This is a genomic window from Caballeronia udeis (assembly GCF_001544555.2).
GTDB classification, from domain to species: Bacteria; Pseudomonadota; Gammaproteobacteria; order Burkholderiales; family Burkholderiaceae; genus Caballeronia; species Caballeronia udeis.
On sequence record NZ_FCOK02000031.1, the window covers coordinates 26934 to 39071 of the forward strand.

The following is a 12138-nucleotide window of genomic DNA, read 5'->3' on the forward strand; positions in this document are numbered from 1 at the left end:
GTCTGCCCGCGGCTAAACGGCTCGCCCTCGGCTGAAGAGCCTCAGGATGGCCAGCAGGATCACGGCGCCGATCAACGCGGTAATCAGCGACCCTATGATGCCGCCGCCCAGGTGCAGGCCGAGCACGCCGCCCAGCCACCCGCCAATGAACGCGCCGACAATGCCGACGATGATGTCCACAATGATGCCGAAGCCGCCTCCATCAACGATCCGGCCGGCGAGTGCGCCGGCAATTCCGCCAATGATCAGCCAGAAGATGATTCCGTGCGAAACAGGTTCCATAGCGTTCTCCGTCAGGTGAAATGCGCGTAGCAGCGCTACCGGCATGGTGATAACAATACTTACGGGAGGCACCTCGGGTTAGGTGATTTTCATGGTCCCCCTGGTTCAATGAGCCTCTCGGTTGGAGCAAGCGGCGTGCCCGAAAGGGGCAATGTGGCAAGAACGACCGATTAACCAAGCTTGCGCTTAACGTCGCCAGCCGTCATCCGGCTAAACCCGAACCCGAATAGTCCCTCTAACGGCTTGTGATCCACTTTTGCTATCGGACCATCGAATAGTCGGATTGTTTTGCTATGAGAGCGCCCCTATAGTTCATTCATCAGCGGCTTTAGGCAGCGCCGAATCAGCAGGCGCCGCATCAAATACCACCCTAAAGACAAAAGGAGACACGATGAACCAGATCGATCTGGCCGGACGGACTGTGGTGATCACCGGCGGCGCGCGCGGTATTGGCTATGCGGTGGCGCAACGCGCGCTTGCCTCGGGTGCTGAGGCGGCGCTCTGGGACATCGACGCCGAGCGCCTTGAACGGGCACGCGGTGAACTCGCGAAAGCCGGCAAGGTCAGCGTCGCCGTGGTCGAACTGACGGAGGAAACATCGGTCGAGCAGGCAGTGCAGCAGACGCTGGAAGCGCACCGGAAGATTGATGTGCTGATCAACTGCGCGGGCATCACCGGCGGCAATGGCACGACCTGGGAACTGGCGCCGGACGTATGGCGCCGCGTGATCGATGTGAACCTGATCGGACCGTATCTCACGTGCCGTGCCGTGGTGCCGCATATGCTGAAGGAAGGCTATGGACGGATCGTGAATATTGCTTCGGTGGCGGGCAAGGAAGGCAACCCGAATGCGTCGCACTATAGCGCCTCGAAAGCGGGTCTGATCGGGCTCACGAAGTCGCTCGGCAAGGAACTCGCCACGCGCGGCATCCTGGTCAACGCGGTGACGCCGGCGGCTGCCAAGACCGAGATTTTCGATTCCATGTCACAGCAGCATATTGACTACATGCTCTCCAAGATCCCGATGAACCGCTTCCTGTTGCCCGAAGAAGCGGCGTCACTGATCCTGTGGCTCAGCTCGGAAGATTGCGCGTTCAGCACGGCGTCGGTATTCGATCTGTCCGGCGGCCGCGCGACCTACTGAAGCCGCTTTGCGTGTCCCTGCCGGGGCCATCTAGGCACGCTCGCTACATAAAAATATCTGGAGACACGCATGAGCGATACCGCTACTGCGGAGGACGCCGTCACGGCCCGCGTGATGCGTCGTCTGCTGCCGTTCCTGCTGCTGATGTACATGCTGGCGTTTCTCGACCGGGCGAATATTGGCTTCGCCCAGAAAGCACTGCAGCACGATACGGGTCTGTCGAACGCGGCCTTCGCGTTCGGGGCAGGCGTGTTCTTCGTGGGCTATGCGCTCTTTGAAGTGCCGAGCAATTTGCTGCTGCATCGCGTGGGCGCAAAGCTCTGGATGTGCCGGATCATGGTGACATGGGGGCTTGTTTCTGCCGCCATGGCGTTCGCGCACACGGCCACGGCGTTCTATGTGCTGCGCTTCGCGCTCGGTGTGGCCGAAGCGGGTTTTTTTCCGGGCATTGTGTATTACCTCACGCGCTGGTTTCCGCAATCGGCGCGAGCGAGGGCGCTGGGCGTGTTCTATTTCGGAGCGCCGCTCGCATTCATTTTCGGCAGCCCCTTGTCCGGTGCGTTGCTCGACCTGCATGGCGCGCTCGGTTTCGCGGGCTGGCAGTGGCTCTTCCTGGTGGAGGGAGTCCTCGCGTCCATAGTCGGCGTGTGGGCGTTCTGGTATCTCGACAATGATCCATCCAAAGCGCGCTGGCTCAATACCGCTCAACGCGAGTTACTGCTTGCGCGGCTCTCGCAGGACGCACAGGCAGCGTCCGCGCACGGACCGCGTGGCGTGCTTGCCGCATTGATCGATCCGCGAGTGCTGATCCTGTCGGCGGTGTATTTCCTGATTCAGATGTCCGTGTACGGCGTGATCTTTTATCTGCCGCAACAAGTGGCCGCCTTGCTTGGGGCCAACGTGGGAGCGAAGGTCGGTTTTGTCACGGCGATCCCCTGGCTATGTGCGGTGCTTGTTACGTGGACGGTGCCGCGTTATGCGGATCGCCATGGTCAGCATCGATGGCTCGCGGTGTTGATGCTGGTCGTAGCCGGTGCGGGTATTGCGGTATCGGGACTCGCGGGGCAACCCCTGATCTCGCTGATTGCATTGTGCTTCGCGGCCAGCGGCCTGATTGCAGCGCAACCGCTGTTCTGGACCTTTCCCACGCACTACCTGACCGGCGCCGCGGCGGCCGGGGCCATCGCGCTGATCAACTCGCTCGGTAGCCTCGGCGGGTTCGTCGCACCCATGGTGCGTACGGCCGCAGAGCGAGCCTATGCATCGACGAGTGCGGGTCTCGTCTTGCTGGGACTCGTTGCGGTGCTCGCCGCCATCGCGATCATCGTGCTCGTGCGGCCCGCGCGAGTATCCGCTCATACGCAAGACCCGTCGCATGGCGACCGCGCCAAAGCGTCCTGAACATTAGAACCCTTAACGGAGTCCGATCATGTCCATGCCCACCATCCGCCACGTTCGCGCGTTCACCGTTCGCGGCGGCGGCGCCGACTATCACGACCAGGGCGCCGATCACTGGATCGACGACCATATCTCCACGCCAATGGCGCGCTACCCCGAGTATCGGCAAAGCCGCCAGTCGTTCGGCATCAACGTGCTCGGTTCGCTGGTCGTCGAAATTGAAGCGAGCGACGGCACGGTCGGCTTCGCGGTGACTACCGGCGGGGAGATCGGGGCGTTTATCGTGGAGAAACACCTGGCGCGTTTTCTTGAAGGTCAACGGGTGACCGACATAGAAAAGATGTGGGACCAGATGTATTTCGCCACGCTCTATTACGGGCGCAAAGGCATTGTGCTGAATGCGATTTCGGGTGTCGATCTTGCATTGTGGGATCTGCTCGCGAAGGTTCGCAAGGAGCCGGTGTTTCATCTTTTAGGTGGACCTGTACGCGACGAACTGCAGTTCTATGCAACCGGCGCACGTCCGGATCTCGCGAAGGAGATGGGGTTTATCGGCGGCAAGATGCCGTTGCAGCATGGACCCGCGGAAGGTGCGGAAGGACTCGCGAAGAACATCGCGAAGCTGGCCGATATGCGCGCGAAAGTAGGCGACGATTTCTGGCTGATGTTCGACTGCTGGATGAGCCTCGACCTGAACTATGCAACGCGGCTTGGGCACGCGGCTCACGAATATGGTCTGAAGTGGCTTGAAGAAGCGTTGCCGCCCGATGACTATTGGGGTTACGCCGAACTGCGGCGCTCGGTGCCGCGCGGCATGATGGTGACGACCGGTGAGCACGAAGCCACGCGGTGGGGGTTCCGCATGCTGTTTGAAATGGGCTGTGCCGACCTGGTCCAGCCGGATGTGGGCTGGTGTGGCGGCATCACGGAACTGATCAAGATCTCCGCACTCGCAGACGCCCACAACGTGCTGGTCGTGCCTCACGGTTCTTCCGTCTATAGCTATCATTTCGTGGTGACCCGCCACAATTCTCCGTTCGCGGAGTTCCTGATGATGGCGCCGAAAGCCGACGAAGTCGTACCCATGTTCAACCCGCTTCTGCTCGACGAACCCGTGCCCGTGAACGGCCGGATGAAGGTGCCGGAGACACCGGGTTTTGGTGTGCGGCTCAATCCCGAATGCACGCTTGTGCGTCCTTATACCCATTGAAACATTGAGGTTCGACCGTGCTGCTCGAGAACAAAGTGGTGATTGTCACGGGCGGATCGCGAGGCATAGGCCGCGCGATCGCCGTGGCGTGTGCGAAAGAAGGCGCGGACGTCGTGCTGAACTATTGGGGCGACAACGACCGCTCATATGGACGGCTGTCGGCCGTGCAAGAGGTGGTCGCCGAGATAGAAGCACTAGGCCGCGGGGTGATCGCAGTCGAAGGAAATGTGGCGGTGCGCGAGACGGGGCTGGAACTCGTGAAGCAGGCCGTCGACGCGTTCGGTCATGTCGACGTCCTCGCGAGCAATGCCGGTATCTGCCCATTCCACGCCTTCCTCGACATGCCGGCGTCGGTGTACGAAGCGACCATTGGCGTCAACCTGAACGGTGCGTTCTATGTGACCCAGGCCGTTGGCAACCAGATGAAACTGCAAGGAACCGGCGGCGCGATTGTTGCAACGAGTTCGATCAGTGCGCTCGTCGGCGGGGGCATGCAAACGCATTACACGCCAACGAAAGCAGGCGTTCACTCGTTGATGCAGTCGTGCGCGATTGCGCTGGGGCCTTACGGCATCCGCTGCAATTCGGTGATGCCCGGCACGATCGCAACGGACCTGAATGCAGAAGATCTCGCCGATACCGAGAAGCGCGCGTACTTCGAAAAACGTATTCCGCTCGGACGCCTGGGCGAACCTGACGACGTTGCGCAGTGCGTGACGTTTCTCGCATCGGATCGCGCGCGCTACGTGACGGGTGCATCGCTCCTGGTGGATGGTGGCCTGTTCGTCAACCTTCAGTGAACGAGCCGGCCGAATACTTGCGCAGCAGCGCGATGCAGTATTCGGCGGGTTCACTGAGCGTTTCATGTTTGCGCCGCAACAAACCGAAGCCCGAGAGGCTCTTGCCGATCTCGATAGGCAGTTCAATCAGCAACTGCGCACGCAGGTAATCGCGCACGACGGACTCCGGCAGCATGGCGACGGCGTCGCTGTTTTGAAGCAGCTGAAGGGTGGCGAAGATTGACGCGCACTCGACCACGTTGGACGGCGAAGCGAGGCCCGCCCGTGCAAGCTCTTCTTCGAACAACGCGCGCGCCGGGCTGGTGATGGGTTGCAGGATCCATGGCCACGAGATCAGCGCGTCCAGTGAAAGCGAGGTTTGGTGAGCGAGCGGATGCGCGGCGCGCACGACCAGGCGCATGGCTTCGCGCGAGAGCGGTTCGAAGTCGAAGTCGTTGTGCTGGAGCGGCGTGGTGAGGCGGCCGAGCGCGAGATCCACTTCCCGGCGGTGCAGCAGTTGCACCACCTGGTCGCTGGTCTCGCCAAGAATGCGCACGTTGAGCAGCGGCCGCTCGCTTTTGAGTTCGGCGATAGCCATGGCGAGCACGTCGGGCGCGGCGCCCATGATCGCGCCAACGGTCAGTTGGCCATGACCGCCGCGCCGCTTGCTTTCGAGGTCGGCGGCGAAGCGCGTGAGATCGGCTAGCGAGCGGCGCGCATAAGCGAGCGTGGCGACACCGAGCGGCGTGGGCTGCATGCCGCGGGCGTTGCGCTCGAAAAGAAGGAAGCCGAACGCTTCTTCTATGTCGCTCAGCATCCGGCTCGCGCTCGGCTGGGCGACATTGATGGCTTCGGCGGCCTGATGCAGGTTGCGGGCGTCGTCGAGGGCGACGAGCAGCGCCAGATGCTTGAATTTCAGGCGATTGACGAGGGCGATCTGGGAGACGTTCTGGTTCATCGGGCGTCCTCGTGGGTCCATGACGCGATTCGGTTTTGCGATCGGCTGATCCTTACTTCGGATTGTCATGTTATCAGTCGGCGATTTATAGTCGTAGCAGAAAAGCCGGGATTCAACGGTTTCAACATCTATAAAAGGCAAGCCGCAATGGAGACGATTGCGTTCAGGATGACCCTCAAACCGGGCCAGCGCGATGAATACGAGCGGCGTCATCGCGACATATGGCCCGAGCTGGCCGAGGCGTTACGCAACGCCGGGGTCCGCGATTACCGGATTTTCCTCGACGAACCCAGCGGGCACCTGTTCGCCACGCTCAAGCGTGAGCCGGGCCACACCATGGACGCCTTGCCGGACCTTCCCATCATGCGCAAATGGTGGGACAGCATGGCCGACCTGATGGAAACAAACCCTGACCGCTCGCCGGTGCAGCACGCGCTCGTGCCGGTTTTCCATCTACCCTGACGCGCTTTCGGCGAGTTTTAGCGGCACGAGGACATATCCATGCAGGTTGTCGATCCGCACATTCACCTTTGGGATTTAAAGACGCATCACTATCCGTGGCTGGCGAACCCGGGCAAGTCGTTCGTCGGCGACGCACGTGACCTGAAGCACGACTACCTGATCGCGGATCTGTTACGCGATGCTGCGCCGGTTCAGGTGCTCAAGCTTGTGCATGTGGATGCCAATCACGATCCCGCCGATCCTGTGGAAGAAACGCGCTGGCTGCAACAGGTCGCCGATCACGAAGGCAACGGGTTGCCGAATGCGATTGTCGCGGGTGCGGATTTATCGGCGGATAACGCTCAGGAAGTGCTCGAAGGGCACGCCGCGTTCGCCAACACGCGAGGCATTCGTCAGATTCTCAACGTGCATGCGAATCTGCTTTATGACTACGTGGGCCGGCACTACATGCGTGAACCGCAATGGCGCAAGAATTTTGCGTTGCTGAAGCGGTATTCGCTGTCATTCGACCTGCAGCTTTACCCGTCGCAGATGCAAGAAGCGGCTGAGCTTGCGCAGGAACATGCCGACACGCAGTTCATCGTGAATCATGCCGGCATGTTCGTGGATCGGTCTTCTGTTGAGGGTTTTCGCGCATGGCGCGACGGGCTGCGCGCACTCGCCGCCTGTCCGAATGTGGCGGTGAAGATCAGCGGTCTTGCCATGTTCGACCATCAATGGAGCGTCGAAAGTTTTCGGCCGTATGTGCTGGAGACGATCGATACGTTTGGTTGCGAGCGCGCGATGTTTGCGTCGAACTTTCCGGTAGACCGCTTGTTCGCGACGTATGAAGGATTGTGGAACGCGTATGTGTCGATCGTGAAAGACCTGAGCGATATGGAAATAGATGCCCTCGTTAAAAGCAACGCAGAACGTATCTATCGCATCTGAAGGAGACAGTATGGGCAATACCAATCCGCCTCGGCTTGAGCTAAGGCACGCGAGCAAATCGTTTGGCCGCGTGCGTGCGCTTGGCGACGGCAGCCTCGCGATGTGGCCGGGTGAAGTGCATGCATTGCTCGGCGAGAACGGCGCGGGCAAGTCGACTCTGGTCAAGCTGCTTGCCGGTGTGTATCAGCCGGATTCAGGCGAACTGCTGGTCGACGGACAGCCCCGTACGTTTGCGAATCCCGCTGAAGCACGCGACGCAGGTATTGCCGTGATCTATCAGGAACCGACGTTGTTCGCGGACCTCTCCATTGCGGAAAACATCTACATGGGACGTCAGCCGCGCGACCGGATCGGCCGGATCCGTTATGACGAAATGAATCGCGAGGTGGACGCGCTGTTGCAATCGCTTGGCGTCAACCTGCGCGCGGAACGCCTGGTGCGCGGTTTGTCCATCGCGGATCAGCAAGTGGTCGAGATCGCCAAGGCGCTCTCCCTGAACGCGAATGTGCTGATCATGGACGAGCCCACAGCAGCGTTGTCTCTGACAGAAGTGGAGCGCCTGTTCTCAATCGTGCGCGCATTGCGTGAACGCAACGCCGCCATTCTTTTCATCACGCACCGGCTGGACGAAGTATTCGCGCTGACGCAGCGCCTGACGATCATGCGCGACGGCCTGAAAGTCTTCGACGCCATGACCGCCGACATGACCATCGATTCGATCGTCAGCAAGATGGTCGGCCGCGATCTCGATACCTTCTATCCGAAAGCGGATGTCGCGCCCGGCGAGGTGCGTCTTTCGGTGCGTAACCTGACGCGCGACGGTGTGTTCAAGAACGTCTCGTTCGAGGTCCGCGCGGGTGAGATCGTGGCGTTGGCGGGGCTGGTTGGTGCAGGGCGCAGCGAGGTGGCACGCGCCATCTTCGGCATCGATCATGTGGATGCGGGCGAGGTTCATATCGCCGGCAAGCCGTTGCAGCTCGGCCGGCCGCAGGCGGCGGTCCGCGCGGGTCTGGCGCTGGTGCCGGAGGACCGGCGCGCGCAAGGTCTTGCGTTGGAACTGAGCATTGCGCGCAATGCGTCGCTGACGGTGCTCGGACGCCTTGTGCGGCACGGGTTGATCTCGTCACGCAGCGAGAACACGCTTGCCGCCGACTGGGGCAAGCGACTGCGGCTCAAAGCGAGCGATATGGATGCCCCTGTTGGCACGCTGTCGGGCGGCAATCAGCAGAAGGTCGTGCTCGGAAAGTGGCTTGCCACAGGGCCTAAAGTGCTGATCATCGACGAACCGACTCGCGGCATTGATGTGGGCGCCAAGGCGGAGGTGTACCGGACACTTGCTGAACTGGTTCGCGAAGGCATGGCAGTCCTGATGATTTCGAGCGAGCTGCCTGAAGTGCTCGGCATGGCCGATCGAATTCTTGTGATGCATGAAGGGCGTATCAGCGCCGACATTGCACGCGCCGATGCAAACGAAGAACGCGTGATGAGCGCCGCGCTCGGTGCCTCGCCGTCCATGTTGGGGAAGGCGGCATGATGACACGACATTCTCCCGCCATGCCCGCCGTGCACGCGCCCAAACAGAAGCGCCGCAATCTGCTGGCGGAGCTCGTTCGCAGCCGCGAGGCAACCCTGTTTGTCGTGCTGATTGCGCTGGTCGCAGCCACTGCCGCGGTGAAACCCGAGTTCCTGAACCTGCAGAACCTGCGTGATGTGCTGCTCAATGTATCGATCATCGGCTTGCTCACGGCGGGCATGACGGTCGTGATGCTGATGCGGCATATCGATCTGTCGGTAGCGTCCGTTGTTGGTGTCAGCGCGTATTCGGTCGGTAGTCTCTTCGTGATCTTTCCGCACATGCCGATCGCGGTCGCAATGCTCGCGGGCATCGCCATCGGTCTCGCGATCGGCGCGGTGAACGGCACGCTTATCACGTTCGGGCGCGTGCCTTCGCTGGTGGCGACGTTATCGACGTTGTACATCGTGCGCGGTGCCGATTACGCCTGGGTCCACGGCGGCCAGATCAACGCGACCAGCCTTCCCGATGCGTTCTCGCGCATCGCGACGGGTTCGCTGCTCGGCTTGCCGAACCTGGTGTTGATAGCGGTGGTCGTGCTGTTGGCAATGGGCGTCTATCTCAAGCAATATCGCGGCGGGCGTGAGCATTATGCGATCGGGTCGAACCCGGAAGCCGCGCGGCTGGCAGGTATTCGCGTGGAGCGCCGCGTGATGATCGGCTTCCTGTTGTCCGGCGCGATTGCGGGGCTTGCAGGGGTCTTGTGGCTGGCTCGCTTCGGCACTGTGGAAGCGAGCACGGCGAAGGGCATCGAGTTGCAGGTGGTGGCCGCGGCGGTGGTGGGCAGCGTGGCGATCACGGGCGGCGTGGGCACCATCCTCGGCGCGACGCTCGGTGCGCTCGTGCTCGGCGTGATCAACATTGCGCTGGTGGTGTTGCGCGTATCGCCATTCTGGCAGCAGGCCATTCAGGGAGCGCTGATCGTTGCGGCGATCACGCTCGACACACTGCTCGCGCGCTCGGTCGCGCGCCGCATGATGAGGAAACGCGATCATGGCTAAACCCGATTCCGCACTCGCCTTGACACGCCGCCGGCACCTCTCGTGGGAGTCCATGCTGGTCGTGGTGCTCGTGCTGGGACTGATCCTCGGGCGCGTGTTGTCGCCCATGTTCCTCTCGAGCGCCAACCTCTCGAACATGCTTGCCGACTTCACCGAGATCGCCCTGATCGCGTTGCCGATGACGCTGATCATTGTCGCAGCCGAAATCGATTTGTCGGTGGCGTCGGTGCTGGGTGCATCGAGTGCGCTGATGGGCGTGCTCTGGCACATGGGCCTGCCCATGCCGCTCGTGATCGCCATTGTATTGGTCGCGGGAACGCTTGCAGGCCTGTTCAACGGGCTGGTGATCGTGCGCTTCAATCTTCCCTCGCTGGCTGTCACCATCGGCACCCTCGCGCTGTTTCGCGGCCTGGCGTATGTCCTGCTGGGCGACCAGGCTGTCGCTGATTTTCCCGCGTCTTATACCGCGTTCGGAATGGATACCGTCGCCGCGTTCCTGCCCATGCCATTCGTCCTCGTCATCATGGGTGCGGTCGTTTTCACGGTGCTGCTGCAGGCCACGCCGTTCGGACGCAGCCTCTACGCAATCGGCGCGAATCCGGTTGCCGCGCAATTTTCCGGTATCGATGTAGCGCGTACAAAGCTCAAGCTTTTCATGTTGTCCGGCGCGATGAGCGCGCTCGCGGGTGTCGTTTATACATTGCGCTTCACGAGCGCTCGCGGCGACAACGGCGAGGGGTTCGAACTGTCGGTGATCGCGGCCGTGCTGTTCGGCGGCGTGAGCATCTTCGGTGGACGCGGGTCCATGATCGGTGTGCTTCTTTCATTGCTGATCATTGGCGTGTTGCGCAATGCGTTGACGCTCTCGGATGTATCGAGCGAGACGCTGACCATTGTGACGGGTGGTTTGTTGTTGTCGTCGGTGCTGATTCCGAACCTTGTTGCACGTTGGCGTGTCATGCGCGAAAAGCGCTTGATGACGCAGACGCTTATCTGAAGCTTGGCTTTTTAAAACCAGCGTGAAGACTCCGGCCATTCGTGGAACCGGAGCAGCGCGCGACATCAGGAGACACAAGCATGTTCAAACCCTTCCAGTCCATTCGCGGTCCGGCGCTATGCGCTGCGCTGATCGCGGTGTCCGTCGCGGCAGTGATTCCGCTCAGCGCACACGCCGCGGACCTGAAAAAAGACCTGAAAATAGCGTTCCTGCCCAAGCAGATCAACAACCCGTACGAAGTGATTGCCGACGACGGCGGTCTGGCGGCGATCAAGGAGATGGGCGGCCAGGGCAAGGTAGTCGGCCCGTCCGACGCGGGCGCGTCGTCGCAAGTCCAGTACATCAACACGCTGATCACGCAGCGCCAGGACGCTATCGTGATTGCCGCCAATGACGCCAACGCGGTCGTGCCTTACCTGAAGAAAGCGATGGCCCAGGGCATCAAGGTTGTTACCTTCGATTCGGATACCGCACCTGACGGCCGCCAGATCTTCGTCAACCAGGCGAACTCGGAAGCAATCGGACGGGGGCAGGTGCAGCTGATGTCGAAGCTGATAGGCGGCGAAGGCGAGTTCGCGATCCTCTCAGCTACACCGAACGCCACGAACCAGAACACCTGGATCAAGTGGATGGAGGAGGAGCTGAAGAAGCCTGAATATTCGAAGATGAAGCTGGTAAAGATTGCCTACGGCAACGACGACGACCAGAAGTCATTCGTGGAAACGCAGGGCCTGTTGCAGGCGTATCCGAACCTGAAGGGCATCATTTCCCCCACGACCGTGGGCATTTCGGCGGCGGCTCGCTATGTCTCGACTTCGCCGGCCAAGGGTAAGGTCATGGTGACCGGACTCGGCACGCCGAACCAGATGCGCGCGTTCATCAAGAACGGCACGGTGAAGGCGTTCCAGTTGTGGGATCCGGGTCAACTCGGCTATCTCGCGGCGTACGCGGCAGCTAATCTTGCTTCAGGCACGATCACGGGCAAGGAAGGCGACAGCTTCGATGCAGGCAAGCTGGGCAAGCGTACGGTGGGCAAGAGCGGCGAAGTCGTGCTTGGACCACCGACCACGTTTGATTCTTCGAATATCGACAACTTCAATTTCTGAGGGTCGCCAACATTCGCTGCAACGTGATCGATCGCTCACGTCAGTGACATGAACAAGGAACGCCCTGCGGGGCGTTCTTTGTTCCAGCAAGCGTCGGGGGAGCTAGCCGACGTTCGCGGGCAGAGCCTTCATCCCGAGTGGAACGGATTGCCTGGGGCGTCGGACAGAACTGCCATTCCCGGGCCAGTCAGGAGGCAGGTGATGACGCAGTCTTTTTGGAGCTGCTGCGCATATGCCGCGCAGACACGCTCACCCCATGCCGCAAGGCATGCTGGGTGTTCCTATTTGCATCAGTGGT

The 12138-nt window shown here is 61.1% G+C and carries 12 protein-coding genes; 10 read left to right on the forward strand and 2 right to left on the reverse strand.

Annotated features, from left to right (window positions below; genetic code table 11):
- Positions 1–12: 12 nt before the first annotated feature.
- Positions 13–282: a GlsB/YeaQ/YmgE family stress response membrane protein gene (locus AWB69_RS21610; RefSeq protein ID WP_062088512.1), complete on the reverse strand. Its 270-nt coding sequence runs from the start codon at positions 280–282 to the stop codon at positions 13–15.
- A gap of 391 nt (positions 283–673) precedes the next feature.
- Here AWB69_RS21610 and AWB69_RS21615 point away from each other — a divergent pair, with 391 nt between their 5' ends.
- The 4 genes from AWB69_RS21615 (at position 674) to AWB69_RS21630 (ending at position 4834) form a co-directional block, all read left to right on the forward strand.
- Positions 674–1426: an SDR family NAD(P)-dependent oxidoreductase gene (locus AWB69_RS21615; RefSeq protein WP_062088514.1), complete on the forward strand. Its 753-nt coding sequence runs from the start codon at positions 674–676 to the stop codon at positions 1424–1426.
- 69 nt (positions 1427–1495) lie between these two features.
- Positions 1496–2827 (forward strand): MFS transporter, encoded by a 1332-nt coding sequence (locus tag AWB69_RS21620; protein ID WP_062088516.1) that lies wholly within the window; start codon positions 1496–1498, stop codon positions 2825–2827.
- 28 nt (positions 2828–2855) lie between these two features.
- Positions 2856–4034, forward strand: coding sequence for an L-rhamnonate dehydratase (rhmD, locus tag AWB69_RS21625; protein ID WP_062088518.1), 1179 nt, complete (start codon positions 2856–2858; stop codon positions 4032–4034).
- Positions 4035–4051: 17 nt separating this feature from the next.
- On the forward strand, positions 4052–4834 hold the full coding sequence (locus AWB69_RS21630) for an SDR family NAD(P)-dependent oxidoreductase (RefSeq protein WP_062088519.1): 783 nt from the start codon (positions 4052–4054) through the stop codon (positions 4832–4834).
- Here the strand turns inward: AWB69_RS21630 and AWB69_RS21635 are convergent.
- Positions 4821–5771: a LysR family transcriptional regulator gene (locus AWB69_RS21635; RefSeq protein ID WP_062088521.1), complete on the reverse strand. Its 951-nt coding sequence runs from the start codon at positions 5769–5771 to the stop codon at positions 4821–4823. The two genes, AWB69_RS21630 and AWB69_RS21635, sit on opposite strands and share 14 nt — an antisense overlap.
- A gap of 147 nt (positions 5772–5918) precedes the next feature.
- Here AWB69_RS21635 and rhaM point away from each other — a divergent pair, with 147 nt between their 5' ends.
- The 6 genes from rhaM to rhaS all read left to right on the forward strand — a co-directional run bounded on the left by rhaM (position 5919) and on the right by rhaS (position 11840).
- Positions 5919–6233 (forward strand): L-rhamnose mutarotase, encoded by a 315-nt coding sequence (gene rhaM / locus AWB69_RS21640; protein ID WP_062088523.1) that lies wholly within the window; start codon positions 5919–5921, stop codon positions 6231–6233.
- Positions 6234–6272: 39 nt separating this feature from the next.
- Positions 6273–7163, forward strand: a complete 891-nt coding sequence (locus AWB69_RS21645; RefSeq protein WP_062088525.1) for an amidohydrolase family protein — start codon at positions 6273–6275, stop codon at positions 7161–7163.
- 10 nt (positions 7164–7173) lie between these two features.
- The gene (locus tag AWB69_RS21650; protein ID WP_062088527.1) at positions 7174–8697 is read left to right on the forward strand and encodes a sugar ABC transporter ATP-binding protein; all 1524 of its coding nucleotides are present in this window, start codon (positions 7174–7176) and stop codon (positions 8695–8697) included.
- Entirely contained in the window at positions 8697–9737 is a 1041-nt protein-coding gene (locus AWB69_RS21655; protein ID WP_062088529.1) for an ABC transporter permease, read from the forward strand. Before AWB69_RS21650 ends, AWB69_RS21655 begins: the two co-directional genes overlap by 1 nt.
- Positions 9730–10734, forward strand: coding sequence for an ABC transporter permease (locus AWB69_RS21660; protein WP_062088538.1), 1005 nt, complete (start codon positions 9730–9732; stop codon positions 10732–10734). The genes AWB69_RS21655 and AWB69_RS21660 overlap by 8 nt, the downstream gene beginning before the upstream one ends.
- 80 nt (positions 10735–10814) lie before the next feature.
- Entirely contained in the window at positions 10815–11840 is a 1026-nt protein-coding gene (gene rhaS, locus AWB69_RS21665) for a rhamnose ABC transporter substrate-binding protein (protein WP_062088541.1), read from the forward strand.
- Positions 11841–12138: the final 298 nt, after the last annotated feature.

What these genes read in the sequence shown, in the direction of transcription:
- AWB69_RS21610 (WP_062088512.1), bottom strand. Translation starts at nt 282, where the DNA reads ATGGAACCTGTTTCGCACGGAATCATCTTCTGGCTGATCATTGGCGGA.
- AWB69_RS21615 (WP_062088514.1), top strand. Translation starts at nt 674, where the DNA reads ATGAACCAGATCGATCTGGCCGGACGGACTGTGGTGATCACCGGCGGC.
- AWB69_RS21620 (WP_062088516.1), top strand. Translation starts at nt 1,496, where the DNA reads ATGAGCGATACCGCTACTGCGGAGGACGCCGTCACGGCCCGCGTGATG.
- rhmD (WP_062088518.1), top strand. Translation starts at nt 2,856, where the DNA reads ATGTCCATGCCCACCATCCGCCACGTTCGCGCGTTCACCGTTCGCGGC.
- AWB69_RS21635 (WP_062088521.1), bottom strand. Translation starts at nt 5,771, where the DNA reads ATGAACCAGAACGTCTCCCAGATCGCCCTCGTCAATCGCCTGAAATTC.
- rhaM (WP_062088523.1), top strand. Translation starts at nt 5,919, where the DNA reads ATGGAGACGATTGCGTTCAGGATGACCCTCAAACCGGGCCAGCGCGAT.
- AWB69_RS21645 (WP_062088525.1), top strand. Translation starts at nt 6,273, where the DNA reads ATGCAGGTTGTCGATCCGCACATTCACCTTTGGGATTTAAAGACGCAT.
- AWB69_RS21650 (WP_062088527.1), top strand. Translation starts at nt 7,174, where the DNA reads ATGGGCAATACCAATCCGCCTCGGCTTGAGCTAAGGCACGCGAGCAAA.
- AWB69_RS21655 (WP_062088529.1), top strand. Translation starts at nt 8,697, where the DNA reads ATGACACGACATTCTCCCGCCATGCCCGCCGTGCACGCGCCCAAACAG.
- AWB69_RS21660 (WP_062088538.1), top strand. Translation starts at nt 9,730, where the DNA reads ATGGCTAAACCCGATTCCGCACTCGCCTTGACACGCCGCCGGCACCTC.
- rhaS (WP_062088541.1), top strand. Translation starts at nt 10,815, where the DNA reads ATGTTCAAACCCTTCCAGTCCATTCGCGGTCCGGCGCTATGCGCTGCG.